Below are 20,469 nucleotides of genomic sequence, written 5' to 3'. Positions count from 1 at the left end.
GGCACCTGCCGCACTGCGGAAATCTTGGGAAACCGATCAGAAACGGGCTGCATTGTCTCCCGTTTCGGTATCCAGTGCGGCGTCGCGTGCAGACGGCTCCCGAAAAATACGGAGTTTCCCGCGTCCGGTTGCGGTCGATCGTCACAATTGCCGATATCAATTTCGTTCGCGGGCTGAATGCTTTATGACCAAGCCGGAAGCGCTGGATTGGGCGGACGATGGACGTCAGGGAATTCGAGGATCTGATCGGTAGGCTGGGTGAGGACATCTCGCGCTGGCCAGCCGAGCAGCGTCAATCGGCTGCTGATCTGCTTGCATCCTCTCCCGAGGCCGATCGATTGCTGTCCGAGGCACGTCTTGTTCGTGAGGCGCTGTCGTCGCCGCCGGTTCGTGCACCCGCGGGCTTGACGTCGCGTATCCTTGCTGCGGCCAACCGCCTGACCCAAGAGGAAGCGTCAACCGCCCCGGCTGACGCCCACCAGCCCGGCTGAGCTCCGCCAGGGCCGAGCTTGGGCGACTGCGCTTCGGCCGGTTGGGCCGTGGGCGCCGGAACCGCAACACCATCACCCTCAATTTGTCGAGCTCGCTTGCGCATGAATCGGGGGCGCCCGAGTGCGACGACGCGAGCCGTGGCGCGGGAGATGACGCGACGGGTGCAGCCGATCTGACCTGGTCGCGCCGTCCATACTCTCTGCTGGTCTCGTCCTGCCCACCGGCCGAGTGCGCCGCGAGGCCGCGCTGCCGATGCAGAGCGGGGCCCCGCACCAGGCGATTTTTGCCGCCCCTGCGCAACCGCGCGCCGGCAAATTCTGCCGTCGGATCAACTAATTCGACCGACTAATTGTGCGCCTGGATTCGGTGCTCCGGCCGTTTGATCAGCAAACGCCTTCGCGACCGTGTGGTCGTGCTGTGTCCCGCCGCCGTTCGCGGCGCGAGCCGGAGTTCCGTCATGACTGTTTCCGCCGCGAGTTCGTCGACCGCGACCACCTCATCGACCTCATCATCCAGCGACGCATCGCGTACGACACTCAGTTCGACCGAATTTCTTCAGCTCCTGGTGAGCGAACTGCAGAACCAGGATCCGCTCAACGCGACCAGCGTGACCGACTTCATCAACCAGATGACGTCCTACGCCAACTACACCTCGCAGCAGTCGCTCAACAGCAGCATGACCTCGCTGGCTGGCTCGTTCTCGAGCCTGGTGACGCTTAATTCAGTGAACTACATCGGTCACACCGTCGAGGCCAAGAGTGACACTGCCGTTCTCTCGAATGGCTCGGCGACGTTCGGCTATTCCCTCTCGTCGGCGGCATCGAACGTTTCGATATCGATCAAGGATTCCTCCGGAAGCACGGTCTGGACCGGCACAGGGACCGGCAACAAGGGCGCCAATTCGATCACCTGGGACGGCACCGATTCCAGCGGCAATCAGCTCAGCGACGGCGGCCAGTACACGATCTCCGTGACGGCGACGGACTCCGCGGGCACCTCGGTTCTCAACTACACGACGATCACCGGGACCGTAACCGGCATCGACACCTCGACCAGCACGCCGTCGCTCACCGTCGGCGGCGTTCCGGTCAGCGCCAGCAACATTATCGGCGTCACCTCCTGACGGCATTACCCGGAGTACAATCATGAGTCTTTCTGGAGCCCTGTCATCGGCGATCTCGGCGCTCAACGCGCAGAGTTCATCGCTCGCCATGATCAGCGACAATATCTCCAACGCCGATACGACCGGATACAAGACCACGTCCGGCCTGTTCGAGCAGCTGGTGACGGCATCGAGCAGCTCGAAAGCCTATTCCTCGGGTGGCGTCTCGGTCTCCGGCCGTGCCAATATCACGCAGCAGGGGCTGCTGGCCGCCACCACCAACGCGACCGATGTCGCAATCCAGGGCTCGGGTTTCTTCGTCGCGACCAACTCGACTTCGGCCGGAGGCGAGACCTTCTACACCCGCAACGGCGCGTTCACCACCGACAATGCCGGCTACCTCGAGAACAACGGCTATTATCTCGAAGGCTGGCGCACCGATGCGAGCGGCAACGTGGTCGGCAATGGGCTCGAATCGATCAACACCAAGGTTGCGCTGACGAATGGTGGAGCGACCACCAAGACGTCGCTCGCCGCCAACCTGCCGGCCGATGCCGCGAGCGGCGATACCTTCAGCAGCTCGATGACGGTGTACGATTCGCTGGGGCAATCGCACACGCTCAACGTCACCTGGACCAAGGGGGCGACGGCGAACGAATGGACCGCCGATTTCGCGCCGGCCACGGCGTCGGACGGCACCGTGACGAGCGGCACCTATACAATCGATTTCAACTCAGATGGCTCGCTGAGCACGGTCTCTTCGACCAATCTCGGCATCACCTGGAATAACGGCGCGGCGGCCAGCTCGATCGCGCTCAGCTTCGGCACGACGGGCGGCGGCACCGATGGTCTGACCCAGCTGTCATCCGGCAGCACGACGCCGAGCGTCTCCAATTTCAGTGCCAATTCCGATGGCATCTCTTTCGGTACGCTGAGCAGCATTTCGGTCGGCAAGAACGGCCTCGTCGAGGCGACGTATTCCAACGGCCAGACGGTTCCGATCTACAAGATCGCGGTGGCGACCTTCGCCGATCCCAATGGCCTCGTGGCGCATAGCAGCGGCATGTACACGTCGACGGCGACGTCGGGCAATGCGACCCTGCAGGCGTCCGGCGAGAATGGTGCAGGAACCATCTACGGCAGTGAGCTGGAGTCGAGTACGACCGACACCACGGGCCAGTTCAGCAATATGATCTCGGCTCAGCAGGCCTATTCGGCGGCATCGCAGGTGATCTCGGCGGTCAACAAGATGTACGACACCCTGATCTCGTCGATGAGGTAGATCATGGCCGACCTGAAGAGGGAGCGGCTCGGCGAGGGCGAGGCTCTGCTGAAGAAGCTGCGGCGGCTGAGACTGCGCGCCGCGACCGTCGGCAAGGACGACCGCGCGCAACTGTTGACCTTGATTGACGATATCGAAACGGTCCGACGAAAGCTTCTGCGTGAATGCGCGCTGCTCGACGAAGAGCTCAAGGTCGCCACCGTGAGGGTGACGGCGCTGAATACCTACGCCCGTGTCGCGCAGATCAGCCGCCGACCGCAGCGTGAACAGTAGGATGGGAGCGACAGGATGAAACACGCAGTTCAGGCCGATCAGCGGCCGGCCAGCGAAGATGAAGTGCGGACCTTGATCGCGCTGATTGACGAGATCATCGCGGTGGTGTCGGAGGAGAATGCGGAGCTTGCCAAAGGGCTCCCGGCCTCGCGCTCCAAGCAGCTTGACGACAAGAATCGGCTCGCCGGGCTGTTTGAGCAGCGGGTTGCCGAATGCGCCAGGCGAACGGCGAGTCTCGACGTCCGCGACCGCGTCCTGCGCGAACAGCTCATGGAGCATATCTTTAACCTGCGTGGCGCGATGGACGAGAACCTCGTTCGGCTGCGGGCTGCGATCGAAGCCAGCAATCGTCGCATCGAGGCAGTCATGCAGGCGATCCGCGAGCAGATCGCGAATGCGGCGCCCTATGGCGCAGGCGGGCGACGCACCGCGCGTGCGACGTCCTGTGGAACCAATGTCAGGGCATGATGGCCGCCCAGCAGCGGGAGTAGAGTGATGTCGCTCGACATAGCACGGCTGGTCGCGTTCAGCGGCATCTCGGCCACGGAGCTGCAGATCAGCGTGGCGTCGTCGAACATCTCGAACGCCGACACGAAGGGGTATACGCAGAAGACGGCCAACCAGGTCACGAATGTGACCGGGGGAGTTGGGACCGGTGTTTCGATTACCGGCATTTCGAGCAATGTCGACAAGCTGCTGCTGAAATCCCTGATCGGATCCAATTCCGAGCTCGGCGCGGCCGACACCACCAACGACTACCTGACGCAACTGCAGCAGCTGTTCGGCAGCGCGTCCACATCCGGCACCTCGACGACGGGAACGTCGCTGGCAAACTCTCTTGCATCACTGGAGTCCGCCTTGTCGTCGTTGGCGAGCTCGCCCAGCAGTGTTTCGCTGCAATCGGCCGTCGTCAGCGCTCTGGACGATTTCGCCAGCCAGCTGCGCAGCACCTCTGGTGGCGTGCAGACGTTGCGCGCCAACGCCGACAAGGACATCGCGTCGTCGGTTCAGAGCGTCAACGACGACCTGCAGCAGATCGCCGATCTCAATGTCGAGATCCGCAGAATGGCAGCGTCCGGCCAATCGACCGCGGATCTCGAGGATGAACGCAATGCCGCGCTGCAGGACCTCTCGTCCTACATGAACGTCAGCTACTACACGGCGTCGAATGGCGATCTTCAGGTCTATACCTCGTCGGGGCGAGCCCTCGTCGACAGCTCGGCGCACGCGCTGAGCTACACGGCCTCGGCGAATGTCTCGGCGGCTTCGAGCTATGCGTCCGGCGGCTTCAGCGGCATCATGGTCGACGGCGTCGACGTCACGTCCCAGATCACGTCGGGCAAGATCGGCTCGCTGGTCACGTTGCGGGACGAAACCTTGCCGGCCGCGCAGACCCAGCTCGATCAGTTGGCTTCGCAGCTGAAATCGGCGCTGAATGAGATCAGCAATGGCGCGTCGGCCGTGCCACCTCCGGCCACTCTGACCGGGTCGGCGAGCGTCAGCAGCACGACCGCCCTGTCGGCGTCCGGAACGGTCCGCATCGCCGTGGCTGACCAGAGCGGCAATCTCGTTTCGTACCAGGATCTCGATCTGTCGTCCTACGCGACGGTGGGCGATCTGGTCACGGCACTCAACGGCATCTCCGGGGTCTCTGCCTCGATCGACTCCAGCGGACACCTGTCGATCAGCGCCACGTCGTCGTCGAACGGCATCGCGATCAACGATATGACCAGTGCGGTCGGCGGCAGCGGCTTCTCCAACTATTTCGGCATGAATGATCTCGTCACCGGCACGAGCGCCGCCAATTTTGCCGTCAACAGCAGCATCTTGAGCGGCGCTTCTGGTCTGCCGACCGGCACGCTCGACGGTTCTGCGACCTTGACGACCGGCAGCCAGGTGCTGACGGCCGGCTCGGCGACGGTTATCAATGCGCTCATCGACAAGTTCACCGGCTCGACCAGCTTTGCGTCGGCGGGAGGTCTGAGCGCAACGACCGGCTCGTTTGCCGACTATGCCGCGGCGATCGTCGCCAATGTCGCCAGCAAGGCTTCGCAGGCCTCCACTGCCTACACCGCGAAGTCGACGGCCCAGTCGAGCTATGCCAGCTCGCTGTCCTCGCAATCGGGCGTCAATCTCGACGAGGAGACCGCGCGGCTGAGCTCGCTGCAGAACAAATACGCTGCCGCCTCGCAGCTGATCTCCGTGATCAACAGCATGTTCTCTTCGTTGCTCACTGCCGTGCAATCGACCTAGTCCGGAGCGCAGATCATGACGATGCGGATTGCGACATTCTCGAACTCCGACCAGATGATCACGAGCGCGCTGCGGACGCAGGCGACCATGGCCAATCTCCAGGTGCAGGAAGCCTCGGGGCTGAAATCGGAGTATCTCGCCGGCTACGGCGCCGACACCCAGCACGTCGTCAATCTTCAGGTCTCGGTCACGCGGGCGCAATCCTATATCGATGCTGCGACCCTGGCCGACAGCAAGCTGCAAGTCATGTATTCCGCGGTGGGACAGGTGTCCGACATCGTCAGTCAGCTGCGCACGGCCCTGAGCGCCGCGAGCTCCGGCAGCAGCACGGGAACCACGTCGGCGATCAGTACCGCGCAGCAGTTGCTGCAGCAGATGGCGGGCATTCTGAACACCCAGTATGATGGGCAATATCTGTTCGGCGGGGGGCGCACCTCGACTCCGGCTGTCGATACCTCGACCTTCGCGTCCGGCTCGGGATCGCTGGCCACGACGGATACCAGCTATTATCAGGGCGACAGCGAGCTTGCCTCGGTCCGTGTCTCCGACGGCCAGTCCGTGACGTATGGCGTGACCGCCGACAACCCTGCTTTCGAGGAGGTCATGCGTGTTCTGAAGTTCGTTGCGAATAGCTCGACCCTGTCCGGAACCGACATCACCTCCGCGCTGACGCTTGCCGATCAAGCAGTGGACGATGTCGCCACGGTGCAGGCCAAGGTCTCCGATGCAGCGTCCCGGATCGAGAGCGTGAAGTCTCAGCAGACCGACTACAAGAGCTATGCCGAGAGTCTGGCGACCGACCTGACCAGCGTGGACGTCGCTGCGGTCACCGCCCAGCTCTCGACTTATCAAGCCCAGCTCACGGCGAGTTATACCGCCATCTCCAAGATCCAGAGCCTGAACCTGGCCAGTTACCTGCGCTGAGTTTCGGGACATCGTGCGAGCCCAGCAGAGCCGGACTGCCGATTCAAACCATGCGGCTCGCTGGCGGGCATCTCGTCGGCGGACCTCTCAATTGCCTAGCTTGCGACGTTCGACAGCGGCGCTGCGCGGGATCGGTGGGGTGAGTATGGGCGGATCAAGGAAAACGCGAAAGTCCAGCAGCTCCATCTGCGAGAAGAGGATGATCAGGACGTCGAGCCGCCAAGGAATTCCGCACTGGAGTCGTCTGCGCCTTCGTCGCCACGGTCATGGCTCTCGAGCAGATCTGGTGGGTAATCGCGCCCGGCGCAATGAGGCGTTGGCGACATTTGTCGTGTTCGTCTGGCGCGATCATGAGGAGTACGTCATCCGCCGCGGCGGAGGTTGCGCATCGCCGTGCCGGTGCGTCGGGCGAGCCCCACGCACCAGCGAAATCACATCACCAGCGATGATGGGCGCGGATCACGCCATGACCGTAGCGGTGTCCGAAATGACGGCCGCCGTGCCAGCCATGATGGCCCCAACCCGGACCGCGGTAATAGCCGTAGCTGTGCCGCCACGGCCGCGGGCCATAGGAATAGCCGTAGCTGCGATAGATCGGGCGCGGCACGTAGCTGTAGCCATAATAGCCGCCGTAATAGGGCCGGTAGGCCGGGTAGTAGCCGCCATAGCCGTAGGGATAGGCGGCGTAGCGATACCCGCCGTAGTAGGGATAGGGCGCGTAGCCGCCATAGTAGGAGGGTGCGGCGATCGCCGATCCGATCAGGGCACCCGCCAACAGCCCCGCGCCGATCGCGGCACCGCCGCCCCAGCCGCCATGCCAGCCGCCGTAGCGGACCTGCACGGCATTCGAGCTTTCGGCGCTCGGTTTGGCGGTTGCTGACAGCGACGTCAGCGGCGCAGCCGAGACCGAGTGCAGCGTGGATACAGAAAGTGCGCCGGCGATGGCGAGCGTCGCGGCGGCTTTGAAGGTGACCATCCTGATGTCTCCCGTTGATTCAGCGCTATGCTCAACCGGACGAGACGAACTTCGTTGCATTTGTCGCAGCGGACGTTTTGTCACGCGCCATTGGTCCAGGCGGCGGTCGATGCCGGGGGGGGGCATCGACCTTGGTGTCGTTACGGGCAGGAATGGCGCAGGCCGTCATTGCCGAGATAGGTGCCGGAGCCCGGGTCGTAGGACCGGCCCCGCTGGGCGCAATAGGCCTGGGCGTTGGCGGCCTCGGCGCGGCTGTCGGCGATGGCGCCCCCGATGATCGCGCCGGCCGCGAGGCCGCCGAGGGCGGCGGCACCCGCACCATAGCCGTGGCGATGCCCGTAAGAGCGATGGCCGTAATAGCCGTGGCGATGACCGTAACCGCCGCGCCAGTGGCGATATTGCACCTGCTGCGGCTCGGTCGCGTTCTGCGTGGCTGGGGTCGGCGCCGGGTGGTTCGGCAGCAACGGCGCTGCGGCGAGCGGCGATGCGGCCGCGAGCGCCATCGTTCCGATGGTGGCGACCGTCAAAAGCTTGCGCAGATCCATCTGCGTGCTCCTTTCTGTTCTTTGTGCCGGAGGGCAACGGCTCGCCGTCGCCCTCCGTTCCGCGCCGCGAAGGAGCATGTCGGCGGCACGAGGTCGCATCCAAGAGCGGAACCGTGACCGCAAGCTAATCGATCAGCGCATCGAGCAGCGCATCGGGACATTCTGTCATCATCGTATGTCCCGCGCCGGGCAGGACGGTCGTGCGCGATTGCGCAATCGCAGCCGCCAGCGCCTTGCCGGCCTTCAGCGGCGTCATCATGTCCTTTTCGCCGAGGATCAGCCGCGTCGGCACCTTGATCCTGGCCGCCGATGCCAGCGCATCCTGGTACTCGTTGCAGGCCGAGAGATCGTTGAACAGCACGCCCGGCGCGCAGCGCTCCAAGGTCGCCTGCGCGCCGCCATGCATCCACAAGCCCGGTGCGCGGCTGCCGCCGAGCTCGGCGGCAAAACCGAGGCCCCAGATCGAGACCATGTCGATGGCGGCGTGATCGTTGGATTCGGCGGCCTTCAGGAGGTCAGGCCCTACCGTCATCGTCGCCGCGGTGCCGATCAGGCTGAGCGCCGACACGCGATCGGGATGGCGTGCCGCGGCATCCAGCGCGATCAGCGAGCCCATCGAATGGCCGATCAGGTGAGCGGGTTTCGCGTTCAACGCCTGCAACAGCGCGATGATCCAATCGGCCATCGCAGCGATGGTCGGCAGCGCCGGGCCCGCCGAGCGGCCATGGCCCGGCAGATCGGGCGCCAGCACGGCAAAGCCATGATGGGCGAACCAGCGGCTGTGCAGTGCCCAGACCGAATGATCGAAGCCGGCGCCATGGATGAAGACGACGGCCGGCAGGGGCGAATCGAAATCGCGGCCGCCCGTGGCGGCGAAGACCTCATGATCTCCGATTGACAGCTGCATGGCTCACACCTTCTGCGAGGCGCGCAGCGCCTGTCCGAGATCGTCGATGATGTCGCCGGCCGCCTCGATGCCGACCGAGAGCCGGATCAGCTCCTCGCCGATTCCGGCCGCGTCGAGCTGGGCTGCGTCCATCTGCTGATGCGTGGTCGAGGCGGGGTGGATCACCAGCGTCTTGGCATCGCCGACATTGGCGAGATGGCTGATCAGCTTCAGGCTCTCGATGAACTTGCGCCCCGCCGGACGTCCGCCCTTGATGCCGAACGAGATAATTGAGCCGGCGCCGCGCGGCAACAGCTCCTTGGCGAGCGCATGGTCCGGATGGGCCTCGAGCGAAGGATGCAGCACCCAGTCGACGGCCTTGTTGGCCGTCAGCGCCTCCAGCACGGCGCGGGTGTTGGCGACGTGCCGCTCCATGCGCAGATGCAGCGTCTCGACGCCCTGCAGCAGATGGAACGCGTTGGTAGGCGACAGGCAGGCGCCGAAATCGCGCAGGCCTTCGGTCCGCGCGCGCATGATGAAGGCGGCCGCGCCGAACTGCTCGTCGAAGACGATGCCATGATAGCCGGCATAGGGCTCGGTGAGCTGCGGGAATTTGCCGGACGCGCGCCAGTCGAACCGGCCGCCATCGATGATCGCGCCGCCGATCGCGATGCCATGGCCGCCGAGCCACTTGGTCGCAGAGTGCATCACGATGTCGGCGCCTTGGGAAATCGGCTGGCTCAGATAGGGCGTCGCGAAGGTGTTATCGATCAGGAGCGGCACGCCGGCTGCATGCGCGATCGCCGAGACCTTGGGGATGTCCAGCACCTCCAGACCGGGATTGCCCAATGTCTCGCCGATCAGGAGCCGCGTGTTCGGCTTGATCGCGGCGCGGAAACCGTCGTGATCCCTGGGCTTGACGAAGCTCGTGGTGATGCCGAAGCGCGGCAGCGTGTGCGCGAGCAGGTTGATGGTGCCGCCATAGAGCGAGGAGGAGGCGACGATGTGATCGCCCGCATTCAGGAGCGTGGCGATGGCCAGATGCAGCGCCGCCTGGCCGCTCGCGGTGCAGACGGCACCGACGCCGCCTTCGAGCGCGGCGAGCCGCTCTTCGAGCACGGCCGTGGTCGGGTTGGAGATGCGGGTATAGATGTGGCCGGCACGTTCGAGATTGAACAGCGCCGCGGCGTGCTCGGTGTCGTCGAACACATAGGACGTGGTCTGATAGATCGGCACCGCGCGGGCGCCGGTCGCGGGATCCGGGTGCTGGCCCGCGTGCAGGCTCAGGGTTTCGAAGGCGGGCGGTTTCGGCGGCGGCATGCGGATCAACTCTCCTCAAGCAGATCGCATCTTCTGCCACAGATTTCGCCGTCAGTCAGGAGCGGCGCGGTGCGCCGCCCCTGAGACATCGATCAGCCGCCGAAGCGCTGCGGGAACAGGCCGGCCGAGGCGATCTCGGCGATGGACAGGCGTGCGCTCGGCTTCTCGCGCTCCTTGAGCATGGCGGGCAGGTTGGCGCCGTCGCCCTTGCGGCCGACCGCGATCGCGATCTCCACGGCGAAACCGTCGGGCACCCCGAGCGCTGTCTGTGCGGCGGCGACGTCGAAGCCGCTCATGCCGTGGGTGATCCAGCCGGACACCGCCGCCTGGTTGGCGAAATTGGCCCAGGCCGCGCCGGCATCGAAGGAATGCGTGCGCGTTGGTGCCGGCTCGGTCTTGCCGGCCGGGATGAAGGTCTTCTTCGACAGCACGTAGACGATCGCCGCGGCATGCTGCGCCCAGCCGCGGTTGAACTCGACCAGCGGCGCCAGGAAGGTGTCGAACTCGGCCGAGCCGCGCAGCGCGTAGAGGAAGCGCCAGGGCTGCGAATTGTAGGAGGAGGGCGCCCAGCGGGCCGCCTCGATGAAGGTCAGGAGCTGCGTCTCAGGAAGCGCCTCGTCGCTGAAGCCGCGCGGCGACCAGCGATCGACGAAGATGCGATGCGCCGGATGCTCGGTGATGCGGTCGGTCGGCGGGGGAAGATGGGCAGTCACGGGTGGTCTCCTTCGTTCAGGCTCGTCGTCGGGCCTCGTGCCGCGCTTCGCTGCCGGGCACAATCTCGGCTCCTGTGTGGCTCACGGCGCTTTGGGAGTCCAGATCGCCAACGCAGATGTGTCCACCTTCGCCGGCAGCACGCGCTCCGCCAGGAAAGCATCCGCGATCTTCTGCTGCTCCGACAGGCCGGCCGCGGTGACCGCGCCGACCTGGTAGGAGCGGTGGCTGTTGGCCTCCTCGACGGTGGCGGCATCGATGCCCCAGAGCGCTGCGAGCTGGCTCGCCGCGGCGCCCGGATTGGCCTTCACCCATTTGCCGGTTTCGACGAGCTTGCCGTAGATGACGTTGAGGGCGTCGCCATGCCCGGCGGCGTAGTCGGCGGATGCGAGATAGTAGCGCTTGTAGCTGGCAAGCCCGTCGCTGCCGTCCGCGAGCACGCGCGCCCCTGACTGGCGGATGGTGCTGGTCAGGAACGGATCCCACGCGACCCAGGCATCGACATTGTTGCTGACGAAAGCGGTCCTGCCGTCGGCGGGCGGCAGATAGGCGGGGGTGATGTCCTTGAAGGTGAGACCCGCTTTGGCGAGCGCGGCGAGCAGCAGATAGTGGCTGCCGGCGCCCTTGGTCACCGCGATCTTCCTGCCTTTCAGCTCAGCGAGCGTCTTGGTCGGCGAAGCCGTTGCCACGAGGATCGCCTGCGCCGACGGCGAGGCGGCCTCCTCGGCGACATAAGCGAGCCTCGCGCCCGCGGCCTGCGCGAACACCGGGACGGTATCGGCGACATCGGCGCCGACATCGATGCTGCCGATGTTGATCGCTTCCAGCAGTGGCAGGCCGCTGGAGAATTCGTGCCACGACACCTTGATGCCGAGCGGCGTCAGCGCCTTCTCCAACTCGCCATTGGTTTTGAGGAGGGCGATCAGGGTCGAGGATCTCTGATAGCCGATGCGCAGCGTCTCGGCTGCGTCGGCTTGCGACGTGGCGAGCGCACCGAGCAGGGCCGCGGCCATCATCAGGACGCCGCGACGGGCGAGATGCAAGGGCCGAGCGCGGCGCAGGCCGCTGAAGGACGGTGTCATTCGGCAATCTCCCAAACAGGCGGTTGCATGCAATTGTCCAGGATCATTCGCAGGATCGTGAGCCCTGCGCAATTTTGCAGATCTGTTCATATGGAGATGAAAGTTTCTCATGTGCCCGTGCCGCGAGGGGTTTTGTTTTCTTGGCGCGCGAGATCTGACGAGACAGCCGCTCGCATCCTCGCGACGCGCAGGGCGTCCGAGATGTGTCTGCCGTTCGTCCCTCCATCGAGAGAGGGCACAGGGAAGGCCGGGCGTCGACTGACACCCATGGCCCGCGTGCAAAAAAGGAAGCACGCGGCGGTTACCACAGGATCAGCCGGACATCCGGCCTTCCCTGCGCAACGGGCTTACGGCTTATACGCGTTCTCCCCGGCGCGCCGAGCTTTCTGGCCACCGTCGCCTGCGCGAAGCCGAGCCTCGTCGCAGACTTGATACTAGCATCGGAGTATCAGGACCACGCGATTTCGCCGTCCGGCTCCCATCGTTCGTCCGCGCGCTTGACGCACGCTGCGACGAGAACCGGCCATCGCATCCCGCACCAACGTTTCGTGACGTTCGCGAAGCGCCCCTCTCGATCGGGCGGGATAGGGTGATACAACCACAAATTCCGAAAAAAAGAAACAAGAATGTTTTTCGCAGGAGGACTGGACAGGGCAAATCAGCTTGAGAACGCGGGCGAATTTCGTTCCGTCGCGCAAGCGCGAGGAGAAGCAATAGGCTCGTCACGCAAGACCTGGAGCTTTGGCATATGACAATCAGCTTGAGCCCCTCTGCCTCCACGTCATGGCCGGACCTCGTCCCGGCCATCTACGTCTTAGTAACTCTCCGCAGAGGTTTGGGCGGGTTGTCCGATCGAACGGCCTTGCATCTGCCGGCCGAAATGAAGCGCGGGAGCTCATGAGCGGATTTGGCCTGAGGCCTCCGACTTGCGCGGTGCGACAAATCGGCAGCCATTGGGGGCAGGAGCCGCGGAGCAAGCGCATTCGGGAGGACAGCCCGTGACTAAAGCAAACCTCCGCGACCGAGTCAGCGGCGTTCGCATTCAGCCCATTGTGGACATCCGAAGCGTAGACCGGGTAGTCCGAGCCCGGGCCACGGGCGGACATGGAAATGGAGGCGGCAACTCGTCGTCGCCAAGCACATTCCTCAGGACGTCCACTCGATCAGCTGAATGGTGACAATCTTTGTCGCCATGCGCCGTGTTTACATTGCGCAGCACGTTGGTGAAGCCGCCGCCCACACCGACGACGCCTGCATGGTTGGAGAACCCCGCAGCTATCGCGGGGGTGCCTCGACTCATGTCGGGGAAAAGGCAGGCGGTCGGCCTTGCCGCGCCGACGCCGGTCTGTAGGATTGCTGCCGCATTCCAAGGAGACATATTGATGAGATTGTTGATTGCGGCTTCCCTGATTTTCGCTACCCTCGCCACCCCGGCGTTAGCCGCGCCGCCCGCCAGCTGTGCCTCTAAGTTCGTCGGCGAGTGGCGGCATTCCGGCAGTGGCAACCGCGGTTCGGTGAAGGCCGACGGCCGCGCGCTGTGCAGCGAACATCCCGCCTGCGTGCAGGGCACCTGGACCTGCTCTGGCAACGTCCTCACCTACACCAACAGCCTCGGCACCTGGAACTACACGCTGGCGCCCGACGGCAAGTCGATGTCGACCGGCACGGCCACCGCGACTCGGATCGGGCCGGCGCCGGCGAGCGCCCGTTCGCGCGCCTCCGATACGGTGGCCGACGCCCCCGATCGGGCCTGCAAGGCGGGAAACATCGCCTCGCTGCAGGCTCACGACGACAGGCTGAAGGGTCTGTGGCAGAGGGCCAGCGAGCGTGAGCAGTGCGGGCCCATTCTCGCCCTCGGGAGAAAGCGAATCGAACTGCTCAAGCAGATCAATTCCGGCAGCTGCGGCAAGGAGTCGGTGCAGATCGGCGCGAGCAACGAGATGACGAAGGTCGCCTCGGTAATGTCGAAATGCGACCAGACCTACACCCCGTCCGACCCGGGCATCCTGAGGCGGGCGGGCGGCACGATCCGAGGTTTCGTCAAGGACCACGTCTTGAAGTGCGAACCTACCTCCGAGAACAACAACTGTGCGCCCAAGCCCCAGCGCAACGGCGGTCCCGGCGTCAGAGGTTAGCCCCTCTGATCCACCCAAATGTGACGCCGCTCCACGCACTCTGCCGGTGCAGCGTGATCGTTCGCTTTGGGTCAAAGCCGCCGTCCGACGGCCTACTTCCGGTTGAACCCCGAGAACCGACGTCGCAAGCTTCGACCGAAAGGCCCGGGATGGGCAGAAGCGGACGAATGTCACTCTTTGAGCCGACCTTCGTACGCTTTCACGTGATGCGGAAACAGTTCCTTGTAGGATGGCTGCGCGATCCCGAGGCAGGAAACTTCCCACCCAAGTGGATTTTCAGCTTCGCCGTACTCGCAAACCTCGACGTGCGAACAAACAAGTGCAATCCCGTCCGCCGTCCTTGCGCAAACAAGAGGCGGGGACGCGCCGGCTGCGGGACTACCCGGCCTTGCGTCTGTGAGGCTTGTTCGCGGTGGAGAGGTACGCACAGAACATGTCCGCCATCGCATCGGCATAGGCCGATATCTCGGCCCGGCTGCGCGGCGTCTCCGAGAAGTGCTTGCCGACCTGGCTGAGCGTCGTCTTGATCAGGTCTGCTGCCCGCGCGTGCTCGGCCTCTCCAGCACCAGGCAGCACCTCGCGCATGAAGGCGAGCATGGCGCGGCGGCCGCTTGTCTTGGCCCGGCGCGCCTCGGGCGCGTCGCGATAGAGCGGGGCGGCGTCGTCGAGCGCGCCGCGCACCGCGGCTTCGTCGCACTCCGATTGCAGGAACGCGTGAACGAGCGCGCGCAATCGCGTCAAAGGCGGACGGCGCGTGTCCTCCAGAATGCCGTGCAGCAGTTCCGTCGTCTGCTGCCACTCGTCGCTCTGCAGCCTGAACAGGATCGCCGCCTTGTTCGGGAAGTACTGATAGAGCGAGCCGACGCTGACGCCGGCCTTCTCGGCGACACGGGCCGTGGTGAAACGTTGCGCGCCTTCCTTGGTCAAGACCTGAACAGCCGCCTGAAGTATGGCCGCGACGAGGTCGGCCGAGCGTGCCTGTTGGGGCAGTTTTCGCGGGGAAATCGGGGCTTTTCGAGCCGGGGCCATGGAGCGTTCCGAAATGCGATTAGCGAATGCGAATGATTATTCGTATTCTGACTTCGACGCAAACGACACGCATCGAGAACACGGAGAATATCAATGATCACCCTGACCGCTCAGCCGGTGGCGCCGCTGCTGGATCGCCTGCTTGCCGAGGCCATGTTGCTGCGGCCGGAGACGAGTCCGATCTTCGCCGGCTTGGTCGAACGGGGCGCGCAACTGATGCGCAGCAGGTCCGGCCATGTCGAGCTCTACACGCAGCTCAAGGACTTTCCGTTGCCCGTGTCGCGCGACACCGGCATGCTGCTCTACATGCTGGCGCGCGGCGTCGGTGCGCGATCGATCGTCGAATTCGGCACCTCGTTCGGCATCTCGACGCTGTTCCTCGCCGCGGCGCTGCGTGACAATGGCGGCGGCCGGCTGATCACCACGGAGTTCGAGCCGTCCAAGGTCGCCCGTGCCCGTGCCAACCTCGCGGAGGGCGGCCTGGCCGATCTGGTCGAGATCCGCCAGGGCGACGCCCTGCAGACGCTGAGCGGTGATCTCCCGGACGCGATCGACCTGGTTCTGCTGGACGGCGCCAAGCCGCTGTATGGCGATATCCTGGCGCTGCTCGAGAGCCGGCTCAGCGCCGGCGCGTTCATCGTCGCTGACAATGCCGACCACAGCCCCGACTACCTCGCCTACGTCCGTTCGCCGGCCAACGGCTATCTGTCGATGCCGTTCGGCGACGAAGTCGAATTGTCGATGCGGATCGGGTGAGCGGCCGGCGACGAACGGCGATGTCCGCCACCCTCATCGGCGAATGTGCCTGGAGTTGACGTTTGGCCGGCGATTGTTCACGAGGAGAGCTTCGTCATCTGAGCAACCGTTCGCATGCCTCGCATCCTCCTGATCAATCCCAACAGCTCGGCCGCGACCACCGCGATGATGGTGTCGATTGCGGCCGCCTGCTGTGCCGGCCGGGCGGAGGTGGTCGGCGCGACCGCGATGCGGGCGCCGGCCATGATCGTCGATGCCGAGGCGTTGGCGGCATCGGCTGCGGAAGTGGTCGACATCGGCTGCGGGCATCGCGATGCTTGCGATGGCATCATCGTCGCGGCGTTCGGCGATCCCGGCGCCGCGGAGCTGCGCAGGCTCTGCCCGCTGCCGGTGGTCGGGATCGGCGAGGCGTCGATGCGCGAGGCCGCAGAGGGCGGGCGGCGCTTCGGCGTTGCCACGGTGACGCCTGCGCTGGTTGCGAGCATCGCGGGCCTTGCAGACAGGCTGGACCTGTCGGCGCAGTTCACCGGGACGCGTCTGACGCAAGGCGACCCGGCCGCGCTCGCCGTCGATCCGGCGCGGCTTGCTGCCGCCCTGGCTGACGTCACGCGCGCTTGTATTGCCGAGGACGGTGCAGAAGCCGTGATCATCGGCGGTGGACCGCTGGCGCAGGCGGCCGATCAGCTGCAGCCGCAATTCGCCGTGCCGATCATCAAGCCGATCGCGGCAGCGGTTTCGCAGCTGCTGCAGCGGCTGTCCGCGTGAGCAGCCAAGTGCGCTGTGCTATGGCCGGTAGCTTGCCGCCGGATGCGGCGCCGCGAGCCGGGCACGGCCGAACAGCTTTTCGCGCAACGTTCCTGGCTGATACGCCTTCTTGTAGCGGCCGCGTCTGGTCAGCTCCGGCACCAGCATGTCGGTGACATCGGCAAAACTCTCCGGCGACAGCGCAAAGGCGAGGTTGAGGCCGTCGACGCCCGTCTGCTCGATCCAACTCTCGACGAGATCGGCGACCTTCGCAGGCCCGCCGACGAACACCGGGCCGATGCCGCCGATGCCGACATGCTCGGCAACCTCGCGCACGGTCCACACCCGGTCCGGATCGGCGCGCGTGACGTTGTCCATGGCGCTGCGGCCGGCATCGTTGAGCACGTGGCGGACCTGCTGGTCGAGGTCGTAGGTCGAGAAGTCGACGCCGGTCCAGCCCGACATCAGGGTCAGCGACGCCTCGTGGTCGATGTAGCGGCGATAGTCGGCGAACTTCGCCTCGGCCGCCGCGTCGGTCTCGCCGAGCACGACGGTGGCGATGCTGAAGATGACGATGTCGCTGCCGGCGCGACCCGCGTCGGCGGCGGCCTGGCGGATCGCGGCGACGCGCGGCGCGATGATCTTGGCCGACGGGCCGGACATGAACACGCATTCGGCATGGCGGCCGGCGAACACGCGGCCGCGCGGCGAGGTGCCGGCTTGATAAAGCACCGGCGTCCGCTGCGGCGACGGCTCGCAGAGATGGATGGCGTCGAGCTGGTAGTTCTCGCCGCGATGGCTGACGCGGTGAACCTTCGTGGGATCGGTGAACACGCCGCTGGTCCGGTCGCGCTTGACGGCGTCGTCCTCCCAGCTGCCTTCCCACAGCTTGTAGACGACCTCCATGTACTCGTCGGCGACGTCGTAGCGGTCGTCATGCGCGGTCTGGCGCTCCCTGCCCATGCCGCGTGCGGCGCTGTCGAGATAGCCGGTGACGATGTTCCAGCCGATGCGGCCCTCGGTGAGATGATCGAGCGTCGACATCCGCCGCGCGAACGGGTAGGGCGGCTCATAGGACAGCGTGCAGGTGACGCCGAAGCCGAGATGCTCGGTCACGGCGGCCATTGCCGAGATCAGCATCATCGGATCATTGACGGGCACCTGGATGGCGTGGCGGAGCGCCGCGTCGGGGGTGCCGCCATAGACGTCGTAGACGCCGAGTACGTCGGCGAGAAACAGTCCATCGAAGCGGCCGCGCTCCAAGGTCTTGGCGAGGTCGAGCCAATAGGGCAGGCGGTTGTAGTCGGAGGAGCGGTCGCGCGGATGCCGCCACAGGCCGGGCGACTGGTGCCCGACGCAGTTCATCGCAAACGCATTCAACCGGATGTCCGCAGCCATGATGTCCTCGACGCTGTCTTGAGCCGACCAGATGGCACGCTTCGCCTATGGTTTTCAATCGCGTGGATGCGCACGGCCGCTGCGCGCCGCGGATCAATGACGGCGCAGGACGGGCCGTGGCCCGCATGTGGGGAGGACGAGATTGGCGGCGATCCGGATCACGACGCTGGCCGCGCTGGTACTGACATCGTCGGCTGTGGCCTCCGTCCATGCGCAGGACTTGAAGGCGAGTTGCGCCGCGCTAGCGCAAGGCCTCGCCGACAGCGGGCGCGTCGTCACGGCCGAGTTCGTCGCCGCGGGCGGCGTGCAACTGACGCCGCCGGCACCCGCGGGCGTGACCGCTTCTGGGGCAGCGCTTCCCCGAGTTGTTCGACGGCGTCATCGCGGGCGCGCCGGCCTATCGCGTGCCGCTTGCCGGTTCGCGTGGCTGTTCCTGTTTCCCGGCATGAACCATTGCGGCGGCGGACCCGCCACCAATCAGTTCCACTTGCTGATCGCGCTGGACCAATGGGTGGAGGGCACGGCCGCGGCGCCTGAGGCGATCCGCGCCACCGCGCGGCGTGCGGCCGATGTGCCACGGCCCGGGCGCACGCGCGATCTCTGCGCGTTCCCGAAGGTGCTGACCTCCAAGGGCAGCGGCAGCCTCGAGGATGCAGCGAACTTCGAGTGCCGCTGAACAGGTCGTGCATGCCGTCTGCACGGTGTGCACGATCACTTGATGAGCGGTTGACCCGGGAGGGGGATGAGCCGATCTATCTGCCAGCCGACCTGTCTCCGCAGCGTTGCGGCTCCCATCAGCCCACACACCGGTCCCTCATGGTTGCCAAGACGCGAGCCTTCACCATTCTGTGCGAGTTCGAGCACGTCCAGACCGAGCTGATCGGCAAATGCGTGGCCTTGAGCGACGGCAAGGCCGGAACCGTGGAGCAGGTGTATCTTGATGAGCTGCATGGGTTGCGCATCACCCTTCGCGGTCATGACGGGCGCTGGCCGGTGTCGACCATCAAGTTCACGCAATCCTGAGCGGCGGCGTTGGTCTCGGATTTGGAACGCTCAAACGATCGAAACGGCTTGATTACGCGTCGCATGGCGTTGCGTGGGGCATCGGATCGAGCGTTCGAACTTCTCGAGCGGCCTTTGCAGAGGCCTGCCGGAAGACCTGCGCATCGCATATCAAATGATACGAGAGCGGGCCGGCGCTGCGGCTAGCCTCGATGCTCCCGGCGCGGCCGGCCGCTGCTGCTCTGCCGCCCGGACTACGGTGGTCGCGGCCGATTCACTTATGTTGATGCGCCCGGCATCTCCTGATCTAGAGTTGTCGGTGCGCATCAATGAAACTGGATGCAAACCCGCATGGAAGTAGAAGGTCGGAAGAAACGGCGTCGGCGTGTCAAGCAGACGATGTCGTTGGGTGAGCGGTTGCTAGAGATGGCGCGCGAGGCGCGAGACAGGGCGAAACGTCTGCCGCCGGGCATCGAGCAGGCCAGGCAGCTGCGGCGCGCCCGCGAGGCCGAAGCGATCGTCGAGCTCGATCGCTTCCTGACGGCTCCAGCACGCAGCACTCCGCCGCGATCGCGTTGACGCCGTCTCGCGCCGGCGTCGGACGAGGGGGGCGCGGCGCTGCCAGTGGTGTTTCCGGAACTTGCGGCAACAGGGCTGACCGATCCGGCCGAGGCCGGGCCAATTCCCGACGGCACCCTCTCAACCTATCGCAAGACGCATCCCGGCCGGTGCCGATCTGCAGCACTGGCCTCACCTCCGTGTTCGCGGTGGTGAGAACAACGCCTACTTCGCATTCGCGAATGTGTGCGACGCCGCGAATTTCGATCCCGGGCTCAGCGGCGTGTTCGGTCCGGATACATCAGCGTTTCCGCGCCGTGAGGCGATCGTCGCAGGCGGGGGAGGGGATCGAGACCGTCGACATCGACACCAGCAATCTCGACAGCTTCCATCCGACCAACGTCGTCCGGCGGAAAGATCTCGTCCCGCATGCGGATGCCGCACTCGTATCGTGCGCTGGTGCAACCGCACACGAGCAATTCCTGACGCTGCGCGCGCCAACCGTTTCAAAATGGAACGGAAACGGCGTGTGACGGGTCCGAGCGTGGGGGGCGACAGCGCTATCCACATTTCTGCACAGCCGTCGCAAAAAGTTCTTGCGCGGGATGCGGCGCCGCACTATCTCACCACCACGCCAGCCGGACATCACTGATGACTGAGGCCCCCGACTTTCGGGACCGACGTTGCTTTCTTTGGTGTTTTTTCTTCCGACTGGCTCCTGAGTTTTTCTTCAGAAAAGCTCTTGACGGTCTCTCAAAATCAGCTATGTGAAGCGCCCCGGCAACGGGGACTTCGACGGCGAAAGAGACCAGAGAAGTTGCACTAATTAGTTCAAGCGAACTAACAAGTGCGGGCTGTTTGACAAGTGAAGATGAAGAAAGAGAAACGTGGACGGCGGAGTCCTTGCGGGTCTCGGGATTGAGAGCTTCGGCTTTTGGTTCTGGGATCGGACGAGAAGACTTCGGCGGACAATGTTTCAAAGGTAACACCATGGTTTTCGC

General features: G+C 65.0%; 23 protein-coding genes and 1 pseudogene. 14 read left to right on the top strand and 10 right to left on the bottom strand.

The features are described from left to right. Window positions 1-218 precede the first annotated feature (218 nt). The 7 genes from QX135_RS17910 to QX135_RS17880 all read left to right on the top strand — a co-directional run bounded on the left by QX135_RS17910 (window position 219) and on the right by QX135_RS17880 (window position 6,326). A complete protein-coding gene (locus QX135_RS17910) occupies window positions 219-491 on the top strand; it encodes a hypothetical protein (protein WP_315739747.1) in 273 nt (90 codons plus the stop codon). Window positions 492-949: 458 nt separating this feature from the next. Continuing rightward, a complete protein-coding gene (locus QX135_RS17905) occupies window positions 950-1,615 on the top strand; it encodes a flagellar hook assembly protein FlgD (protein WP_316179316.1) in 666 nt (221 codons plus the stop codon). Between the two features lie 22 nt (window positions 1,616-1,637). Continuing rightward, window positions 1,638-2,876, top strand: a complete 1,239-nt coding sequence (gene flgE / locus QX135_RS17900; RefSeq protein WP_315739745.1) for a flagellar hook protein FlgE — start codon at window positions 1,638-1,640, stop codon at window positions 2,874-2,876. A gap of 3 nt (window positions 2,877-2,879) precedes the next feature. After that, window positions 2,880-3,149, top strand: a complete 270-nt coding sequence (locus tag QX135_RS17895) for a hypothetical protein (protein WP_315739744.1) — start codon at window positions 2,880-2,882, stop codon at window positions 3,147-3,149. Between the two features lie 15 nt (window positions 3,150-3,164). Beyond that, window positions 3,165-3,617, top strand: coding sequence for a flagellar protein FlgN (locus tag QX135_RS17890; RefSeq protein ID WP_316179319.1), 453 nt, complete (start codon window positions 3,165-3,167; stop codon window positions 3,615-3,617). Between the two features lie 27 nt (window positions 3,618-3,644). Beyond that, window positions 3,645-5,402: a flagellar hook-associated protein FlgK gene (gene flgK, locus QX135_RS17885; protein WP_316179321.1), complete on the top strand. Its 1,758-nt coding sequence runs from the start codon at window positions 3,645-3,647 to the stop codon at window positions 5,400-5,402. Between the two features lie 15 nt (window positions 5,403-5,417). Next, window positions 5,418-6,326 (top strand): flagellin, encoded by a 909-nt coding sequence (locus QX135_RS17880; protein ID WP_316179323.1) that lies wholly within the window; start codon window positions 5,418-5,420, stop codon window positions 6,324-6,326. Window positions 6,327-6,762: 436 nt separating this feature from the next. On the opposite strand, the gene QX135_RS17875 is transcribed toward QX135_RS17880, so the two are convergent. The 6 genes from QX135_RS17875 to QX135_RS17850 all read right to left on the bottom strand — a co-directional run bounded on the left by QX135_RS17875 (window position 6,763) and on the right by QX135_RS17850 (window position 11,777). After that, a complete protein-coding gene (locus QX135_RS17875) occupies window positions 6,763-7,302 on the bottom strand; it encodes a hypothetical protein (protein ID WP_316179325.1) in 540 nt (179 codons plus the stop codon). A gap of 140 nt (window positions 7,303-7,442) precedes the next feature. Then, complete coding sequence (locus QX135_RS17870) at window positions 7,443-7,847, bottom strand: BA14K family protein (protein WP_315799147.1); 405 nt, start codon at window positions 7,845-7,847, stop codon at window positions 7,443-7,445. 124 nt (window positions 7,848-7,971) lie between these two features. Continuing rightward, complete coding sequence (locus tag QX135_RS17865) at window positions 7,972-8,754, bottom strand: alpha/beta hydrolase (protein ID WP_316179327.1); 783 nt, start codon at window positions 8,752-8,754, stop codon at window positions 7,972-7,974. A 3-nt stretch (window positions 8,755-8,757) separates the two neighbouring features. Then, window positions 8,758-10,053 carry an O-acetylhomoserine aminocarboxypropyltransferase gene (locus QX135_RS17860; protein WP_316179329.1) on the bottom strand — a complete coding sequence of 432 codons (1,296 nt, stop codon included), beginning with the start codon at window positions 10,051-10,053 and terminating at the stop codon, window positions 8,758-8,760. A 92-nt stretch (window positions 10,054-10,145) separates the two neighbouring features. Further along, window positions 10,146-10,766, bottom strand: coding sequence for a nitroreductase family protein (locus tag QX135_RS17855; RefSeq protein ID WP_316179331.1), 621 nt, complete (start codon window positions 10,764-10,766; stop codon window positions 10,146-10,148). 81 nt (window positions 10,767-10,847) lie between these two features. Continuing rightward, on the bottom strand, window positions 10,848-11,777 hold the full coding sequence (locus tag QX135_RS17850) for an aliphatic sulfonate ABC transporter substrate-binding protein (protein WP_315777648.1): 930 nt from the start codon (window positions 11,775-11,777) through the stop codon (window positions 10,848-10,850). Between the two features lie 1,451 nt (window positions 11,778-13,228). Between QX135_RS17850 and QX135_RS17845 the strand changes: the two genes are divergently transcribed. Continuing rightward, window positions 13,229-13,981 carry a hypothetical protein gene (locus tag QX135_RS17845; RefSeq protein WP_315799143.1) on the top strand — a complete coding sequence of 251 codons (753 nt, stop codon included), beginning with the start codon at window positions 13,229-13,231 and terminating at the stop codon, window positions 13,979-13,981. Window positions 13,982-14,359: 378 nt separating this feature from the next. Here the strand turns inward: QX135_RS17845 and QX135_RS17840 are convergent, their stop codons facing one another. Next, window positions 14,360-15,010, bottom strand: coding sequence for a TetR family transcriptional regulator (locus QX135_RS17840; RefSeq protein WP_316234205.1), 651 nt, complete (start codon window positions 15,008-15,010; stop codon window positions 14,360-14,362). 93 nt (window positions 15,011-15,103) lie between these two features. Between QX135_RS17840 and QX135_RS17835 the strand changes: the two genes are divergently transcribed. After that, window positions 15,104-15,766, top strand: coding sequence for an O-methyltransferase (locus tag QX135_RS17835; protein ID WP_316179335.1), 663 nt, complete (start codon window positions 15,104-15,106; stop codon window positions 15,764-15,766). A gap of 77 nt (window positions 15,767-15,843) precedes the next feature. On the opposite strand, the gene QX135_RS17830 is transcribed toward QX135_RS17835, so the two are convergent. Continuing rightward, window positions 15,844-16,011, bottom strand: a complete 168-nt coding sequence (locus QX135_RS17830; RefSeq protein WP_316179359.1) for a hypothetical protein — start codon at window positions 16,009-16,011, stop codon at window positions 15,844-15,846. Here QX135_RS17830 and QX135_RS17825 point away from each other — a divergent pair. Further along, a complete protein-coding gene (locus QX135_RS17825; protein ID WP_316179357.1) occupies window positions 15,932-16,531 on the top strand; it encodes an aspartate/glutamate racemase family protein in 600 nt (199 codons plus the stop codon). The two genes, QX135_RS17830 and QX135_RS17825, sit on opposite strands and share 80 nt — an antisense overlap. Before the next feature lie 18 nt (window positions 16,532-16,549). Here the strand turns inward: QX135_RS17825 and QX135_RS17820 are convergent, their stop codons facing one another. Then, window positions 16,550-17,908: an LLM class flavin-dependent oxidoreductase gene (locus QX135_RS17820; protein ID WP_316179336.1), complete on the bottom strand. Its 1,359-nt coding sequence runs from the start codon at window positions 17,906-17,908 to the stop codon at window positions 16,550-16,552. Window positions 17,909-18,050: 142 nt separating this feature from the next. Between QX135_RS17820 and QX135_RS17815 the strand changes: the two genes are divergently transcribed. The 4 genes and pseudogenes from QX135_RS17815 to QX135_RS17800 form a co-directional block, all read left to right on the top strand. Continuing rightward, complete coding sequence (locus QX135_RS17815) at window positions 18,051-18,584, top strand: tannase/feruloyl esterase family alpha/beta hydrolase (protein ID WP_316179338.1); 534 nt, start codon at window positions 18,051-18,053, stop codon at window positions 18,582-18,584. Window positions 18,585-18,724: 140 nt separating this feature from the next. Further along, the gene (locus QX135_RS17810; protein ID WP_315739728.1) at window positions 18,725-18,931 is read left to right on the top strand and encodes a PRC-barrel domain containing protein; all 207 of its coding nucleotides are present in this window, start codon (window positions 18,725-18,727) and stop codon (window positions 18,929-18,931) included. 330 nt (window positions 18,932-19,261) lie between these two features. Beyond that, the gene (locus QX135_RS17805; protein WP_315739926.1) at window positions 19,262-19,489 is read left to right on the top strand and encodes a hypothetical protein; all 228 of its coding nucleotides are present in this window, start codon (window positions 19,262-19,264) and stop codon (window positions 19,487-19,489) included. Between the two features lie 139 nt (window positions 19,490-19,628). Then, a pseudogene (locus QX135_RS17800) lies at window positions 19,629-19,954 on the top strand (amidohydrolase); the annotation flags it as partial. Between the two features lie 137 nt (window positions 19,955-20,091). On the opposite strand, the gene QX135_RS17795 reads toward QX135_RS17800, so the two are convergent. Beyond that, a partial coding sequence (locus QX135_RS17795; protein WP_316179341.1) for a hypothetical protein occupies window positions 20,092-20,469 on the bottom strand: 378 nt, incomplete at its 5' end.

This window comes from Bradyrhizobium sp. SZCCHNR1098, assembly GCF_032489375.1.
In the GTDB taxonomy this organism is placed as follows: Bacteria; Pseudomonadota; Alphaproteobacteria; order Rhizobiales; family Xanthobacteraceae; genus Bradyrhizobium.
The sequence above is the reverse complement of the archived record's forward strand: the minus strand, read 5'-3'. Positions and strand labels throughout refer to the sequence as shown.

Excerpts from the sequence above, each read along its gene's own strand:
- QX135_RS17910 (WP_315739747.1), top strand. The coding sequence starts at position 219 with ATGGACGTCAGGGAATTCGAGGATCTGATCGGTAGGCTGGGTGAGGAC.
- QX135_RS17905 (WP_316179316.1), top strand. The coding sequence starts at position 950 with ATGACTGTTTCCGCCGCGAGTTCGTCGACCGCGACCACCTCATCGACC.
- flgE (WP_315739745.1), top strand. The coding sequence starts at position 1,638 with ATGAGTCTTTCTGGAGCCCTGTCATCGGCGATCTCGGCGCTCAACGCG.
- QX135_RS17895 (WP_315739744.1), top strand. The coding sequence starts at position 2,880 with ATGGCCGACCTGAAGAGGGAGCGGCTCGGCGAGGGCGAGGCTCTGCTG.
- QX135_RS17890 (WP_316179319.1), top strand. The coding sequence starts at position 3,165 with ATGAAACACGCAGTTCAGGCCGATCAGCGGCCGGCCAGCGAAGATGAA.
- flgK (WP_316179321.1), top strand. The coding sequence starts at position 3,645 with ATGTCGCTCGACATAGCACGGCTGGTCGCGTTCAGCGGCATCTCGGCC.
- QX135_RS17880 (WP_316179323.1), top strand. The coding sequence starts at position 5,418 with ATGACGATGCGGATTGCGACATTCTCGAACTCCGACCAGATGATCACG.
- QX135_RS17875 (WP_316179325.1), bottom strand. The coding sequence starts at position 7,302 with ATGGTCACCTTCAAAGCCGCCGCGACGCTCGCCATCGCCGGCGCACTT.
- QX135_RS17870 (WP_315799147.1), bottom strand. The coding sequence starts at position 7,847 with ATGGATCTGCGCAAGCTTTTGACGGTCGCCACCATCGGAACGATGGCG.
- QX135_RS17865 (WP_316179327.1), bottom strand. The coding sequence starts at position 8,754 with ATGCAGCTGTCAATCGGAGATCATGAGGTCTTCGCCGCCACGGGCGGC.
- QX135_RS17860 (WP_316179329.1), bottom strand. The coding sequence starts at position 10,053 with ATGCCGCCGCCGAAACCGCCCGCCTTCGAAACCCTGAGCCTGCACGCG.
- QX135_RS17850 (WP_315777648.1), bottom strand. The coding sequence starts at position 11,777 with ATGGCCGCGGCCCTGCTCGGTGCGCTCGCCACGTCGCAAGCCGACGCA.
- QX135_RS17845 (WP_315799143.1), top strand. The coding sequence starts at position 13,229 with ATGAGATTGTTGATTGCGGCTTCCCTGATTTTCGCTACCCTCGCCACC.
- QX135_RS17840 (WP_316234205.1), bottom strand. The coding sequence starts at position 15,010 with ATGGCCCCGGCTCGAAAAGCCCCGATTTCCCCGCGAAAACTGCCCCAA.
- QX135_RS17835 (WP_316179335.1), top strand. The coding sequence starts at position 15,104 with ATGATCACCCTGACCGCTCAGCCGGTGGCGCCGCTGCTGGATCGCCTG.
- QX135_RS17825 (WP_316179357.1), top strand. The coding sequence starts at position 15,932 with ATGATGGTGTCGATTGCGGCCGCCTGCTGTGCCGGCCGGGCGGAGGTG.
- QX135_RS17830 (WP_316179359.1), bottom strand. The coding sequence starts at position 16,011 with ATGGCCGGCGCCCGCATCGCGGTCGCGCCGACCACCTCCGCCCGGCCG.
- QX135_RS17820 (WP_316179336.1), bottom strand. The coding sequence starts at position 17,908 with ATGGCTGCGGACATCCGGTTGAATGCGTTTGCGATGAACTGCGTCGGG.
- QX135_RS17810 (WP_315739728.1), top strand. The coding sequence starts at position 18,725 with ATGGTTGCCAAGACGCGAGCCTTCACCATTCTGTGCGAGTTCGAGCAC.
- QX135_RS17805 (WP_315739926.1), top strand. The coding sequence starts at position 19,262 with ATGGAAGTAGAAGGTCGGAAGAAACGGCGTCGGCGTGTCAAGCAGACG.